12 protein-coding genes are annotated in these 14,780 nt (G+C 35.7%); 4 read left to right on the plus strand and 8 right to left on the minus strand.

The genetic code is table 11. From position 1 onward, the window contains the following. Positions 1 to 327: 327 nt before the first annotated feature. Entirely contained in the window at positions 328 to 1,194 is an 867-nt protein-coding gene (locus tag ACNQGJ_RS13700; protein ID WP_417974068.1) for an alpha/beta fold hydrolase, read from the plus strand. Positions 1,195 to 1,197: 3 nt separating this feature from the next. On the opposite strand, the gene ACNQGJ_RS13705 is transcribed toward ACNQGJ_RS13700, so the two are convergent. From ACNQGJ_RS13705 to trmD, 7 genes are all read right to left on the minus strand, one after another. Next, a complete protein-coding gene (locus ACNQGJ_RS13705; protein ID WP_417974066.1) occupies positions 1,198 to 1,860 on the minus strand; it encodes a thiamine diphosphokinase in 663 nt (220 codons plus the stop codon). 213 nt (positions 1,861 to 2,073) lie between these two features. After that, positions 2,074 to 2,895, minus strand: a complete 822-nt coding sequence (locus ACNQGJ_RS13710; protein ID WP_417974064.1) for a DUF4249 domain-containing protein — start codon at positions 2,893 to 2,895, stop codon at positions 2,074 to 2,076. A gap of 39 nt (positions 2,896 to 2,934) precedes the next feature. Then, positions 2,935 to 5,316, minus strand: a complete 2,382-nt coding sequence (locus tag ACNQGJ_RS13715) for a TonB-dependent receptor (protein WP_417974062.1) — start codon at positions 5,314 to 5,316, stop codon at positions 2,935 to 2,937. 142 nt (positions 5,317 to 5,458) lie between these two features. Then, positions 5,459 to 7,681 carry an NADP-dependent isocitrate dehydrogenase gene (locus ACNQGJ_RS13720; protein WP_417974060.1) on the minus strand — a complete coding sequence of 741 codons (2,223 nt, stop codon included), beginning with the start codon at positions 7,679 to 7,681 and terminating at the stop codon, positions 5,459 to 5,461. A 264-nt stretch (positions 7,682 to 7,945) separates the two neighbouring features. Further along, a complete protein-coding gene (gene rplS, locus ACNQGJ_RS13725) occupies positions 7,946 to 8,296 on the minus strand; it encodes a 50S ribosomal protein L19 (RefSeq protein ID WP_073354306.1) in 351 nt (116 codons plus the stop codon). A 172-nt stretch (positions 8,297 to 8,468) separates the two neighbouring features. Further along, positions 8,469 to 8,837 (minus strand): four helix bundle protein, encoded by a 369-nt coding sequence (locus ACNQGJ_RS13730; RefSeq protein WP_417974058.1) that lies wholly within the window; start codon positions 8,835 to 8,837, stop codon positions 8,469 to 8,471. Between the two features lie 243 nt (positions 8,838 to 9,080). Beyond that, positions 9,081 to 9,758: a tRNA (guanosine(37)-N1)-methyltransferase TrmD gene (gene trmD, locus ACNQGJ_RS13735; protein ID WP_417974108.1), complete on the minus strand. Its 678-nt coding sequence runs from the start codon at positions 9,756 to 9,758 to the stop codon at positions 9,081 to 9,083. Positions 9,759 to 9,976: 218 nt separating this feature from the next. On the opposite strand from trmD, the gene ACNQGJ_RS13740 reads away from it, so the two are divergent. Continuing rightward, on the plus strand, positions 9,977 to 12,103 hold the full coding sequence (locus ACNQGJ_RS13740) for a M3 family metallopeptidase (protein WP_417974055.1): 2,127 nt from the start codon (positions 9,977 to 9,979) through the stop codon (positions 12,101 to 12,103). Between the two features lie 274 nt (positions 12,104 to 12,377). After that, positions 12,378 to 13,310 carry a peptidylprolyl isomerase gene (locus tag ACNQGJ_RS13745; protein WP_417974053.1) on the plus strand — a complete coding sequence of 311 codons (933 nt, stop codon included), beginning with the start codon at positions 12,378 to 12,380 and terminating at the stop codon, positions 13,308 to 13,310. Positions 13,311 to 13,415: 105 nt separating this feature from the next. Here the strand turns inward: ACNQGJ_RS13745 and ACNQGJ_RS13750 are convergent, their stop codons facing one another. Continuing rightward, positions 13,416 to 14,294 carry an alpha/beta fold hydrolase gene (locus tag ACNQGJ_RS13750; RefSeq protein ID WP_417974051.1) on the minus strand — a complete coding sequence of 293 codons (879 nt, stop codon included), beginning with the start codon at positions 14,292 to 14,294 and terminating at the stop codon, positions 13,416 to 13,418. A 143-nt stretch (positions 14,295 to 14,437) separates the two neighbouring features. Here ACNQGJ_RS13750 and ACNQGJ_RS13755 point away from each other — a divergent pair, with 143 nt between their 5' ends. Next, positions 14,438 to 14,776, plus strand: coding sequence for a tRNA-binding protein (locus ACNQGJ_RS13755; protein ID WP_417974049.1), 339 nt, complete (start codon positions 14,438 to 14,440; stop codon positions 14,774 to 14,776). The last annotated feature ends 4 nt before the right edge of the window (positions 14,777 to 14,780 follow it).

Here is a 14,780-nt window from a genome sequence, read left to right on the forward strand (position 1 = left end):
AAGATAGGTATAACTATTTTGGTAATAACTACTAAGGGCTGCGTAAATGTAGGAATTATTTTGCTACATCGTAGCGGATAACAGTACCTATATCTTTTTAAAACCGAAAATTTTGAGCAGACTTGTTCGGCATAATTTTCTCTAAATTTGCAAAAAGAATAAAATTTCCAGTAGTACATCTGCGAATCTTTGATTATTTTGAAGTATGCTTTTGCCTTGACACAGCCGTTGTAAATAGATAAAAAAAGAAATTATTAAATTAGATTGGGCAAGTATTTTTGAAACCTAAAAACGGTTACTTTTATAAAAAATACAAATACAAATACAATGACCTATACGCGCACCTCCTTCCATTTCAAAAAGAGATACATAATTTACAGTTTAATTTTTTTGTATATCGTAATGTGTCAGTCTTGTATGACGATGCGATTTTCGAATAAGGAAACAACAAAATTTTTTGGTGCCTCCCAGACAAGATTTCAGGATAAAACAATAGTTTTTGACGGTTATAAAATTCATTATGTAGAAACTGGTATGATGCAAAATCCAACTTTGTTTTTTATACACGGTTCACCCGGAAGTTGGAATGCCTTTAAAGAATATCTTGCAGACACTTTATTACTAAAAAAATACCGAATGATTGCTATTGACCGACCCGGTTTTGGTTACAGTGATTTTGGAGATGCTCAAAACTTAGGTGTACAATCGAAGAGAATAGCAGCCTTTATACGTAAAATTGATAATAAGAAGCCGATAATTTTGGTCGGACATTCCTATGGTGGGCCCGTCGTAGCTCAGTTAGCAGTGGATAATCCAGCTTGGTATAAACGATTGGTGATATTGTCAGGCTCATTGGACCCAAAAGCTGAAAACTCAGAGAAATGGAGAACTGTTGTCAAAGCTTTGCCTTTACGGTATTTGATTCCCGGAGCATTACGGCCTGCTAATGATGAGTTGTGGTGGCTGAAACAGGATTTGATAGCTTTAAAACCAGAGTTGAAAAAGATTACTTGCGATGTTACCATTATTCATGGAACAAAAGATGCTTTGGTACCGTATAGTAATGTTGCCTTTATGAAAAAAATGTTGGTCAATGCAAAATCAATTGATACAATAACGATCGAAAAAGCGAATCATTTTATACCCTGGAGCCATTATGATATTGTGAGAAATGAATTGTTGAATTTACACTAAAAACTAATCTAAACATTCCATCATCAATAAATCGCCTTGGTCATGAATTATTGTAACAATGCCGTCTTTAATGACATGATTACTGCTTCCGGTTTTATAACCAATGGTCAAACTATCATCTTTCAATGGGTAAAATAAATTATCCGAATGAATTCCAGTCACATGACCGATGGGAATTAATGAAATAGGAGTACTGGCCGTGTACCATTTTTCGAATTTTTTAGGCAACAGAAACACTTTTGAATGATCGTCGAGAATAACAATTTTTAATAAATTTCTATAACGCGTGATGTTGGTAAGATTGGTAATGGTATGATCTGCTCTTCTTCCGGTGGCCCAGACAACGTTTACTGCAGGAATTTTTCGTTCGATTAAATAGTCAAAAGCTTTTTCTAAATCGGTTTTATTCTGGTCCGGCGTGTGAACGATTTCGATGGGGTACTGCGAGGTTTTATATATTTCAGGATCGAATCCTCTGTCGAAATCCCCTAAAAGCACATCGACTTTGATGTCTAATTCCATGACACGAACCATGGCCGAATCTAGTACAATCACAAGCGGCGACCATTCCAGTAACTGACCCAATAATTCGGGATTACAGGAAGCCCCATTTGCAATGATTAAAGCAGGTTCTTGGTCGTCGCGAACGATATGGTGTGAAGACATACTTAATTATGAATTATAAATTATGATGTAAAAGTAAATAAAAGTTCTCGTTTTATCTCTCACGTACTAGCCCGGATGGCAATGAAAACCAAAACTGGTTGTAAACTTTAGTTTTCCGGCAGTAGAAGAGCGACCAAAGGAAGCTCCTTATACGGACTGGAAAACTGTTTAGAACCTTTTTTGGTTGTAATGAACAGCTGGATTAGCTCCTAATTATTCAATAGTGTAATTTCTAATAGTGACTTCGCTAAGGGAGAAATAGCCCAAGGGATAATTAGTCGTATCAGTGGTGTTAATAATGTTTCCTCTCACAGTTGCAGGAGGAGATTGAAACGGTCCGCCGCCATTATTTCCTGCGATACTCACCAAAACACTCATGTAATTGTAATAGGCTTTAGAAATTCCGAAGTGGCTTATTTCAATTTTATCCTCTTTTTTTAAATCATCATTTTGCGAAATACTGAAGAATTCGTTTCCGTTAAAAAACTCATCTTGGTCTACATAAAAGTTTGATTTTACTTGGTTCGAATACACATATTTGTAGAGGTAATAATTGCTTTCACCCATTGGATCTTGATAAAAGGTTTTAATTTCTATATCAGTTCCAGTAAATCCACCTTGGTTATTTTGCACAATTTTAGTGATTGGCGTAACGGGTTTCAACGTTTCTACAGCAGTGTAGGTATTGCCGTTACTGATAATATGGAGCGTGTAAGTTTCGTTGATTACAGGAACAAAAGTAGTACACGTGTACTCGCCTGTATTTGCAATTTCTGAAAAACTAAAAACGATATTAGTACTGTTTTTTATAAAAACGGTTGCGCCGGAAACTTTGGGAATTTCAGTGCTATAAAAACCGGTTGTAGTGCTTAGTTTTATTTTCTGTTGATTTCCGGTCGTTCCTTTTTTCCAATAGATTGCAGCCTCGATAACCAATCTTGGTGACGCATTGTCTAAATCTACTTCGACAACATCTTCACAACTTACTGATAAAACCCCGATGATCAGTATCAAATAAAGTGTTATTTTTTTCATGATTTTATTTTTATTTTGTTGTCATATTCAAGTCTAAGCTTAAAATTTGAAATTATAACTCACTGCAGGAACAACACCAAAGATTGAAGTTTTTACCGCTTCATTGGTTCCAGTATCTGAGTTTTGTTTGAAATTAATTGACGCGGCATTTTTTCGATTGTATAAATTGTAAATGCTAAAAACCCATTCTCCTTTCCACTGGCGATCTTTATTACTTTTTGGAGTCAAAGTAGCAGCAATGTCAAGATGATGGTATGCCGGAAGTCGATTATCGTTTCTCAGTCCATAACTAGGGACGTTTATATCTAAGTAATCATATTGTCCAATGGGATAGGTTACCGGTTGCCCTGTTTGCAGGGCAAAATTAGCTCCAAAAGACCATTTTTCATTCCAATTATAGGAAGTGGTTATTGCAATATTATGCAATTTATCATATACTGAATTGTACCATTGGCCGTTGTTGATTCCAGTTTCTTTTGGCGTTCTGCCCGGAGTTTGTTGCTCTGATTTGGATAAGGTATACGAAATCCAACCAGTAAATTTCCCTTCATTTTTCCGAAACATGATTTCTAAACCATACGATCTTAATTGACCGTTCAGGATAATTTGTTCAATGGCTTTATTAGCAATCAAATTAGCGCCGTCAATGTAATCCAATCGGTTTTGAACTTCTTTATAATACGTTTCTATTTCAAGGGAATAGAGGTCTTCATTGAAATTTTTAAAATAACCCAAAGCCACCTGATCGGTAATTTGAGGTTTAATGAAACTGTCGCTTGGCGTCCATACATCAAGTGGAGTAGGCGATGTGGTGTTCGAAATCAATTGTAAATACTGCACCATTCTGTTGTAGCTTGCTTTGACAGCTTGGTCATCGTTGAGTTGATATGCTAGTGAAAAACGTGGTTCCAAATAATTATATCTTTTAATGACTTTGTTTTTGTCATAGAATTGGGCGCTAATTGGAGTTGCTTTTTCATAAATCTGTAAATCTGAATTGAAAATCACCGGATTGTCATTTTCATAAATATTTACGGTAGATTGTCCTAAACGGTAAAACATACTATAACGAAGCCCATAGGAAAGTGCTATTTTATTGGTTATTTTGTGATCAGCATTGATATAAAGTGCGGGCTCAAAAGCATATTTTTTATCCAATTGATCAAAATTAATTCCGGAGTTAGCATCAGATGGTTTGATAGTTCCCGGATTAAACTCGTAATAAATTCCGTTTACACCGTAATTCAATTTGAATTTATCCGAAATATAATTCTTGAAATCGTATTTAATATTATAATTCTTGATGCCGGAATCCCATTTGAAACCTACAAAATCCAAATCCAAACCGTAATAGTAATCGCTGTAAATGAGCGATAAATTAGAAAATAATTTTTCAGAAAACAAATGGTTCCAGCGAAGGTTTACGGTTGTATTTCCGTAAATGTTAGTAAAACTTTTATTCAGACTAAAAACATCCCGGCCAAAATAACCCGATAGATAAAGGCTGTTGTTTGAATCTAATTTGTAGCTTAACTTAGTGTTCAAATCATAAAAATAAGCCGAGTTGTTTTTTTGTTCTTTGGATAGTTTCAGGAATAAATGTGCATAGGAGCTTCGGCCGCCAATAAGAAAGGAACCTTTGTCTTTAACCAATGGTCCTTCGGCCAAAATCCTGCTGGAAATTAATCCGATTCCTCCATTGACATGAAATCCTTTGCTGTTGCCGTCTTTTTGATAAATATCCAAAACAGAAGAAGCTCTTCCTCCAAAACGTGCTGGAATTCCACCTTTGTACAGCTTTAAATCTTTGATAGCATCCGGATTAAAAACAGAGAAGAAACCAAAAACATGGGATGAATTAAATATGGTTGCTTCATCCAAGAGAATTAAATTTTGGTCGGCACCACCGCCGCGAACATTAAAGCCGGATGCGCCTTCGCCAGCATTAGTAACTCCGGGCAGCAATAAAATAGATTTTAAAACATCGACTTCACCTAGAACAACTGGCATTTTTTTAATAGCTGATATTGAGAGCTTGTTGACGCTCATTTCCGGTTTTTGGATGTCTGTTTTGGTTTTGTTATCGGTAATTATAACTTCTTGTAGCGCGGTTTCAGTACTATATAAATTAAAATTATTTTTTATGTTTTGGTTCAGATGTATTGATTGTTCAAGGGTCTGATAGCCCAAATAACGTATTTGTACGCTGTATGTCCCTTGTGGTAAAGTGATGGAATAAAAACCATATTCATTAGTTGTTACTCCGGTTTTAAGTTGTGGAATTACAACATTGACACCTATTAAAGTTTCGTTACTGTTCGCGTCAATAATAGTTCCGCTTAGCGTAAATTTCTCTTGAGCGAAAGAGGACAATGAGGATAATAATACAACTAAAAAGGTAATAATTTTCTTTGGAGTCATTGGTCAGATTTTATCGAAATGAAAAATACAAATTACATAAAATAGAATTTTAATAGCATTATAACAGATGTTAAGGTATTGCTAATATAAAAAAAGGACGACTGTCTCCAGCCGTCCTTTTTTACTATATGAAATGACTTCATTAAGCGATTTTTGCCAATATTGTATTGAAAGTTTCACTTGGACGCATTGCTTTTTCTGTTAATTCAGGATTTGGTTGGTAATGACCACCAATGTCTTGGGGTTTTCCTTGCGCTGCAATTAACTCGGCATTGATTTTAGTTTCATTTTCTGCAAATTCTACTGCAATAGGAGAGAAGATAGCTTTCAAAGCAGGTTCTTTATCCTGCGCTGCCAAGGCTTCTGCCCAATACATAGCCAAGTAAAAATGAGAACCACGGTTGTCAATTTCGCCTAATCTACGTGCTGGTGATTTATCAGTTGCTAAGAATTTTTCGGTAGCGACATCAAGAGTTTCCGCTAAAACAATAGCTTTAGAATTATTCACTGTCTGTCCTAAATGTTCCAGTGAAGCACCTAAGGCCAAGAATTCACCAAGAGAATCCCAACGTAAATATCCTTCGGACGTAAATTGCGTTACGTGTTTTGGAGCTGATCCACCGGCACCAGTTTCAAACAATCCACCACCATTCATTAATGGAACAATTGATAGCATTTTTGCTGATGTTCCCACTTCTAAAATGGGGAATAAATCTGTTAAATAATCTCGTAATACGTTTCCAGTTACAGAAATAGTATCTAATCCTTTGATGATTCTTTCCAATGTAAAGTTTGTTGCTTCAATAGGATTCAGGATTTGAATATCTAAACCGGTAGTGTCGTGATCTTTTAAATATTTGGTAACTTTTTCAATTAGTGCTCTATCGTGTGCTCTATTATTATCCAACCAGAAAATGGCCGGGGTGTTAGATAAACGTGCTCTGTTTACAGCTAATTTGACCCAGTCTTGAATCGGGGCATCTTTTGCCTGACACATTCTGAAAATATCTTTATCTTCAACGACTTGTTCCATTAAAACATTTCCGTTCACATCTACAACACGGACAACTCCGTCAGCTGTCACTTGAAATGTTTTGTCATGAGAACCATATTCTTCTGCTTTTTGTGCCATCAGACCTACGTTTGGTACACTTCCCATTGTAGTTGGGTCAAATGCACCATTTTTTTTACAAAAAGCAATAGTTGCTGTATAAACACCGGCGTAACACCTGTCAGGAATAATGGCTACGATATCTTGTTGCTTACCGTCCTTATTAAACATCTGTCCTGAAGTACGAATCATAGCTGGCATCGAAGCATCGACAATCACGTCCGACGGAACGTGAAGATTGGTAATTCCTTTATCAGAATTTACCATGGCCAATGCTGGTCCTGTAGCTATTGCTTGGTTCAGTGCCGCTTCTACTTCAGCCTGCATCGGTTGTCCTGCAATTTTTGCGTATACATCACCCAAACCGTTTCTAGTATCAATATTCAATTCAGTAAACAAAGCGGCATATTTTTCGAAAACAGCTGCAAAATATACTTCTACAATAGCGCCAAAAATAATTGGATCAGAAACTTTCATCATTGTAGCTTTCAGGTGAACCGAAAGTAAAACGTTTAATTTTTTTGCCTCTACAATTGTTTTGGCAACAAAAGTTTTTAAAGCGTTCAGGTTCATTACTGAACTGTCGATTATTTCACCTGCTTTTAGTGGAGTACTTGCTTTCAGGACAGTAGTTGCACCATCTTTAGCAACGAATTCGATTTTTACATCAGTAGCATCAGCAAGAGTGACTGATTTTTCACTTCCGTAAAAATCACCGCTTTCCATAGAAGCTACGTGCGTTTTTGAATCGGCAGACCACGCGCCCATAGAATGCGGGTTTGCTTTAGCGTAGTTTTTAACTGCTTTTGGTGCTCTGCGGTCAGAATTTCCTTCACGTAAAATGGGGTTTACAGCCGAACCTAATATTTTAGAATATTTTGCTTTAACGGTTGTCTCCGCTTCATTTTGAGGTTCTTCGGGGAAGTTTGGCAAATTATAACCATGAGATTGTAATTCAGTTATAGCCGCTTTTAACTGCGGAACAGAAGCTGAAACATTTGGTAATTTTATAATGTTAGCTTCTGGAGTTGTAGCTAATTGTCCAAGTTCTATTAATGCATCTCCTGTTTTTTGATCTTCTTTCAAAAACTCCGGGAAGTTTGCTAAAATTCTTGCGGCTAAAGAAATGTCTCTAGTTTCAATTTCAATGTCAGAAGTTGATGTAAATGCTTGTACAATAGGTAAAAATGAATACGTTGCCAATAAAGGCGCTTCATCAGTAAGGGTGTAAAAAATTTTTGATTTCTGTGTCATTTTTTTATTTTTATAATCATCACGTTAAATGTAGCTTAGATAAGTGTATTTTACTTAAAATAAGGCGAACAAATATATGAAAATCAGACGTAATAGAACGTGGATTTTATGTAGAAAAACATGAATTTTTTGATTATGAACTTGTTATTCTTATATTGTTAGTTTTATGGGCTCATAACTCCTAAATTAGGAATTTATAAGGGAAATAGTAAACAAAAAAAAGTCCCAACACTGTTGAGACTTTTATAATAAAGAGATAGTAAACTATCTTCTTTTATCTTTAATTTTAGCTTTTTTACCAGTAAGTTCTCTGAAGTAGAAAATTCTAGCTCTACGTACAGCACCTTTCTTATTGATTTCAATTTTTTGTAATGCAGGTAGATTTACCGGGAAGATACGCTCTACTCCAATTGCACCTGACATTTTACGAATAGTAAAAGTTTCGGTATTAGCAGAACCTCTTCTTTGGATTACAACTCCTTTGAAAAACTGAGTTCTAGTTTTTTCACCCTCTCTAATTTCGTAGTAAACGGTAATAGTGTCTCCAGCTGCAAAAACTGGGAATTCTTTTCTTGTTACGAATTCGTCTTGAACGAATTTCATTAAATCTGCCATGATAATTTTTTTAATTATGGATTGTATTAAATCAACATTCACGGATCTCGCCAGAGGTTGAACTAATGTGGGCGCAAAAGTACAATTTTTGTTTTAATTTACAACTTTTATTTTAAGTGTTCAGTCTCAGTCTCAGTTTTCAGTCATAATATACTTTGATTGGATTAAAAACCTAAATTTTACATCCAAATTTATCAGGATTATTGATCATGAAATTTATTAATCGACCAATTTCAATAGTTTTGTTATTCAAATCATTATAAGTTTCAATATCTATATATTCACATTTCAGAGAAAATTCTAACCAGACATTTGTTTCTGAATTTTCAGCATCACTATCTGTTAATTTACTGATGAAATGATTAATGTAGCGTCTTTTTCTGTATGCTTCCGCGATGTTAGCAGAAACGCTTCTCGAAGAACGTCTGATTTGATCTGTGAGAGAATACTTTTCTTCTTTTGGAAATGATTTCGACAACTTAAAGATATCCATTGCTAACTGAAACGACTTCTGAAATGCTAATAATTCTTTGAAATCCATCGTTGATTTTATTTGGGTTTTTTAGTTTTCCGTCCCGGTTTCAGTCTCAGTCTCAGTCTCAGTTTTCAGTCTCAGTTTTCAGTCTTAGTTAATGGGGAATGCAAACTACAATTTTTTATTCAATTTCAAACTGAAAACTGCGACTGGAAACTATTTTATTAAATTCCGCACTGAAAACTGCGACTGGGACTGAAAACTTTTTTATTGAATTCCGCACTGAAAACTGCGACTGAAAACTGAAAACTATTCCTCCAATAAATCGGGTCTTCTGTTCTTGGTGTGCTCATAGGCCATATCTTCGCGCCATTTATCTATTTTGGCAAAATTTCCGCTGGTCAAAACTTCCGGAACTTTCCAGCCGTTATAATCTGCCGGACGAGTATATATTGGTCCTGATAATAAACCATCCTGAAAACTGTCTGTCAATGCTGAGGTTTCGTCACTCAAAACGCCAGGAATCAATCGGATTAATGCATCCGATAATACCAAAGCTCCTAATTCTCCTCCGCTCAATACATAATCGCCAATTGATATTTCTTTGGTAATGAAATGATCACGCACCCGTTGATCCACACCTTTATAATGCCCGCAAAGGATAATAATGTTTTCGTACATCGACATGGTATTCGCCATTTTCTGGTTTAAGGTTTCCCCGTCAGGCGACATATAAATGATTTCATCGTAGGACCTTTCGCTTTTCAAATGTGTAATGCATGCATCAATAGGCTGTACCGTCATTACCATTCCAGCACCACCGCCATAGGGATAATCATCAACACTTTTCTGTCTGTTGGTGGTGTAATCCCGTAAATTGTGAAAATAAACTTCCACCAATCCTTTGTCAATAGCACGTTTCATGATCGAAGCCTCAAACGGACTTCGCAATAATTCTGGGAGAACGGTAACAATATCGATGCGCATAATTTCTTTTATAAGTTTCAATCCTGAGGATTTGGGAGCAAAGGTACAAAGTTGCAGAGGTTTTTATATAACCATACCAACGATTAAAATTCTTTTAAGAATTGTGTTAGCTTTTAATGTAATACTGGCGATTTTAGTAGGAATTAATTCTTCACTGCAGTATTTCATACTATACTTTTTTCAACTACTTTTAGATCTTAAAAATAAACTACATATTTATGCAAATTTTTTCGAAAATAATCGTTGCAAGTTCCCTGTTTTTAGTAGCTTCTTTCCAAACTGAAACACTCTATGCACAAAACAAATCAGTTAAGATGACCAATCCTCTTTTACAAAAAAGTACGTTGCAGTATCAAGCACCGACTTTTGATTTAATTAAAAACGATCATTTTAAACCTGCTTTTGAATACGGTTTAAAAATTCATGATCAAGAAATCGAAAAGATTGCAAACAATCCAGCGAAGTCAACGTTTCAAAATACTGTACTGGCTTTAGAAACAAGCGGCGTGGACTTGAGCAGGGCAGCAGGTATTTTCTATAATTTAACGGGCTCTAATACCAACCCGACATTGCAAGCGATTGATGAGGAGTACGCTCCAATTTTTTCAGCTCATAATGATAAAATCTATTTGAATAGTAAATTATACAGTCGTTTTAAGGCATTGAATATTGCTGCTTTAAAAGGAGAAGATAAAAAATTGACACAATATTATTTACAACAATTTGAATTAGCGGGAGCAAATTTGTCTCTTGCCGATAAAGATAAAATGAAAAAAATTAATGAAGAGTTGGCCACTTTGAGCACACTCTTTGGAAATAAATTATTGATTGCCCGAAAAAACGGAGCCGTTTTGTTTGACAATGTAAATGATTTAGCGGGATTAAGCGCTAATGAAATTGCCGCTGCAAAGGTTAAAGCTACTGAAGCAGGTCAAGATGGGAAGTATTTAATAGGATTGTTAAACACCACTCAGCAACCATTGTTGCAAAGTCTTACTAATCGAGCTACGAGAGAAAAAATATTCAAAGCATCATGGAATCGTGCCGAAAAAAATGATGATGGCGATACCCGTGAAGTAATAGAACGAATGGTACGATTGCGTTTGCAAAAAGCAAATTTAATGGGTAAGAAAAGTTTCGCCGAATGGAAACTACAAGATCAAATGGCGCAATCACCTGCACCTGCGATGGATTTATTAGCAAAAATTGCAGGTCCGGCAGTAACTAAAGCGAAAGTAGAAACCAAAGAAATTCAAGACCTGATCGATTCACAAAACGGAGGATTTAAATTAGAACCTTGGGATTGGAACTTTTATTCAGAGCAAGTGCGTAAAGCAAAATATGATTTAGATGAAAATCAAATAAAACCGTATTTCGAAATTGGTACTGTTTTAGAAAAAGGCGTGTTTTTTGCTGCACAACAAATGTATGGCATCACATTCAAAGAAAGGAATGATTTGCCGGTTTATCATCCAGATGTAAAAGTGTATGAAGTATATGATAATGACGGAAAGTCAATTGCGATATACTACTTAGACTTTTATACTCGAGACAATAAAAATGGCGGTGCCTGGATGAGTAATTTTGTGAATCAGTCGCATTATTTAAAGCAAAAACCAGTTATTGTCAATGTTTATAATTTTTCAAAACCAGCTGGTGGAAATCCATCTTTAATCAGCTTTGATGATGTTACCACGATGTTTCATGAATTCGGACATACCTTGCACGGATTGTTTGCTAATCAGCAATACACAACGCTCTCCGGGACATCTGTCCCGCGTGATTATGTGGAGTTTCCTTCCCAAATCAATGAACATGCAGCATTGGATCCTTTAGTGCTGAAAAATTATGCAATACATTATCAAACCAAACAAGCCATTCCTCAGGAATTAATAGATAAAATTAAAAAAGCGGATACCTTTAATAAAGGATACGTAGTTACAGAGCTTTTAGCAGCGGCAACGCTAGATATGGCTTGGCATAGTGTAGAAAAGGAATCCGATTTCAAACCCACTTTAGTTTTCGAAGAAGAGGCGCTAGAAAAATACGGATTGTTGGTTAATGAAGTACCAACAAGATACCACACGCCTTATTTTGCCCACATTTGGGGTGGGGGGTATTCCGCAGGATATTATGCGTACACGTGGTCAAAAACATTGGACTATAATGCATTCGACTGGATGCAGGCCAATGGTGGTATGACAAGAGCCAACTGTGAACGTTTCAGGAAATACATTTTATCAGTAGGGAATAGTGTTGATTTAAACAAAGCCTTTAAAGATTTTATTGGACATGACATGCAAATAGAACCGTACTTGAGAAATGCTGGTTTATTAGTGAAATGATAAAATTTTGATGTTCGTACTTAAAATGACATTCGTAAGGATGTCATTTTTTTTGGAGCTCTTTCCAGCTTTACACGCTATCTTTTCTTGCCTAAAGAAAGCAAGAAAAGGATGTTGTTTCAATCTGGGCTAGGGTGTAATGGAAGTACAATGTATTTTAATGATCTAAATATCCATATTATCCCCAAACTTTCAAATTCCCAAATCAACGAATCTCCCAATTCCTTTTTAAAATTAATTTCGTAAATTTGCCTTTCAATAAAAATTAAAAAAAATGGAAAACGGAATATATGCTAAATTCAACACTACCAAAGGTGCTATTTTAGTGAAACTAGCACACGATTTAACTCCAGGCACAGTGGGGAATTTCGTAGGATTGGCGGAAGGAAACTTAGAAAATAAAGTAAAACCACAAGGGGTTAAATTTTATGACGGATTAAAATTCCACAGAGTAATTCCTGATTTCATGATTCAAGGTGGTTGTCCACAAGGAACAGGAACTGGAGATCCAGGGTATAAATTTGATGATGAATTTCACCCAAGTTTGAAACACGATCGTCCGGGAGTTTTGGCAATGGCTAATTCAGGACCTGGAACAAACGGCTCGCAATTCTATATTACCCATATCCCTACAGATTGGTTGGATAACAAACATACCGTTTTTGGTCATGTTGTAGAAGGTCAAGATATTGTTGATGCTGTGGAGCAAGGTGATGTGTTAGAATCTTTAGAAATTATCAGAGAAGGTGAAGAAGCTAAAAATTGGAATGCAATTGAAGCTTTTATCACATTCAAGGGGTCTCGCAACAAGCGTGATGCAACTCTAAAAGCAGAAGTTGAAGCAGCTATGGAAAAGCTAGCGGCTGGTTTTGAAAAAACTGAAAGCGGTTTGCGTTACCAGTTCATCCAAAGAGGTGACGGTAAAAAAGCAGAAAGTGGAAAAACAGTTGCGGTTCATTATGAAGGTTCATTAGAGAATGGAAAAGTTTTTGATTCTTCGTATCCAAGAAAAAAACCAATCGAATTTAAATTGGGTCAAGGTCAAGTTATTGAAGGTTGGGATGAAGGAATTGCGTTGTTGCGTGTAGGTGACAAAGCCCGTTTCGTTATTCCATCGGACTTAGGATATGGATCTCGTGGTGCTGGAGGAGCAATTCCGCCAAATGCTACTTTGATTTTTGACGTGGAATTAATGGAAGTGAAATAGTTTAAACTATTTATTTTAAATATGAAATGTAAAAATCCCAAAGTAAATTTTGGGATTTTTTTTGTACTAAATAATGATAAATTTTCAATTCTATTGAATTTTAATTTATGAGTTTAAAAATTCAATTAAATCTTTATTTAATTTATCTTTTTCGATATAAAATAAACCGTGTGGCGCTCCTTCATAAACAATAAATTTATTGTCGGGTATTAATTTTGATGCAATCTCAGAAGTAATTTCAATAGGAACTGTTTTGTCTTCATCGCCATGAATGATTAAGGTAGGAACATTTACAGAAGCCATTTCCAAGCGAAAATCGGTCGACGAAAATGATTTGGCACATTGTAAAGTAGCACGTGGTGAAGCAAAAGCACATAGCATTCTATAATAATCCAATAACGGAGTGCTGATAGGTTTGCTGATAAAGCTCACGCCAAAAAACGTTTTCCCAAAATTATCCAGAAAACCAATTCGGTCTTCTTTCATTTGTGCTCCCATCGCGTCATACTTCTCTTGCGGAACGCCGTTTGGATTCGAATCTGTTTGCAATAGAAACGGTGTAACTGATGAGATGAATACAGCTTTTGAAACTCCTTTTCCGCCATGACGACTAAAATACCGAACTACTTCTCCGCCACCCATTGAAAATCCCACCAGAGTGACTTCCTTTAAATCCAATTGCTCAATGATAGCCTTCAAATCGTCAGCCAAAGTATCATAATCGTACCCATCCCAGGGTTGTGAAGATTTACCAAAACCACGACGGTCATAGGCAATAACTCGAAAATTATTTTGAATTAAGGCATCAATTTGGTATTCCCACATTTCATTAGATAATGGCCAACCATGAATAAGAATTACGGGTTTTCCTTGTCCGTAATCTTTTACATATAATTTTACATTGGTAGCAGTTTCAATGTACATGTCTAATCCGGGATCATTTTCTTTTCTCAGTTCGCTTTTGTTTACTTGACTCATTTCCATAATGTTACTATTTAAAAATTGAATTTAATTTTCCTCTATTGTAAAATTAGTTGCATAAACTGAAAATAGTATTATAGAATTAGTGTAAATACTTGTAAAATTTATAGGTTTGTTATTCAATACTTTATATAATAAAACTAACTATGGAAAATCTTACTTGGCCAGAATTTGAAAGAGTAGAAATGCGTGTAGGAACTATTCTGGAAGTTAATAATTTTCCTGAAGCCCGAAAACCAGCGTATCAATTGACGATTGATTTTGGTTCTGAAATCGGAATTCTAAAAACTTCCGCACAAATAACGAAACGATACCAAAAAGAAGATTTGCGCAGCCGACAAATTCTTGCCGTAGTTAATTTTCCTAAAAAACAAATTGGAAAATTCATGAGTGAGTGCTTGGTACTGGGTGCGGTAGGAGAGGAAGGCGATGTGATTTTACTGGCTCCCGATTTTAAAATAGCAAACGGATTGCGAATTGGCTAAATAA

Origin of the sequence: Flavobacterium cryophilum, from assembly GCF_048286555.1 — a bacterium.
Classification (GTDB): domain Bacteria; phylum Bacteroidota; class Bacteroidia; order Flavobacteriales; family Flavobacteriaceae; genus Flavobacterium.

What these genes read in the sequence shown, in the direction of transcription:
- ACNQGJ_RS13700 (WP_417974068.1), top strand. Translation starts at nt 328, where the DNA reads ATGACCTATACGCGCACCTCCTTCCATTTCAAAAAGAGATACATAATT.
- ACNQGJ_RS13705 (WP_417974066.1), bottom strand. Translation starts at nt 1,860, where the DNA reads ATGTCTTCACACCATATCGTTCGCGACGACCAAGAACCTGCTTTAATC.
- ACNQGJ_RS13710 (WP_417974064.1), bottom strand. Translation starts at nt 2,895, where the DNA reads ATGAAAAAAATAACACTTTATTTGATACTGATCATCGGGGTTTTATCA.
- ACNQGJ_RS13715 (WP_417974062.1), bottom strand. Translation starts at nt 5,316, where the DNA reads ATGACTCCAAAGAAAATTATTACCTTTTTAGTTGTATTATTATCCTCA.
- ACNQGJ_RS13720 (WP_417974060.1), bottom strand. Translation starts at nt 7,681, where the DNA reads ATGACACAGAAATCAAAAATTTTTTACACCCTTACTGATGAAGCGCCT.
- rplS (WP_073354306.1), bottom strand. Translation starts at nt 8,296, where the DNA reads ATGGCAGATTTAATGAAATTCGTTCAAGACGAATTCGTAACAAGAAAA.
- ACNQGJ_RS13730 (WP_417974058.1), bottom strand. Translation starts at nt 8,837, where the DNA reads ATGGATTTCAAAGAATTATTAGCATTTCAGAAGTCGTTTCAGTTAGCA.
- trmD (WP_417974108.1), bottom strand. Translation starts at nt 9,758, where the DNA reads ATGCGCATCGATATTGTTACCGTTCTCCCAGAATTATTGCGAAGTCCG.
- ACNQGJ_RS13740 (WP_417974055.1), top strand. Translation starts at nt 9,977, where the DNA reads ATGCAAATTTTTTCGAAAATAATCGTTGCAAGTTCCCTGTTTTTAGTA.
- ACNQGJ_RS13745 (WP_417974053.1), top strand. Translation starts at nt 12,378, where the DNA reads ATGGAAAACGGAATATATGCTAAATTCAACACTACCAAAGGTGCTATT.
- ACNQGJ_RS13750 (WP_417974051.1), bottom strand. Translation starts at nt 14,294, where the DNA reads ATGGAAATGAGTCAAGTAAACAAAAGCGAACTGAGAAAAGAAAATGAT.
- ACNQGJ_RS13755 (WP_417974049.1), top strand. Translation starts at nt 14,438, where the DNA reads ATGGAAAATCTTACTTGGCCAGAATTTGAAAGAGTAGAAATGCGTGTA.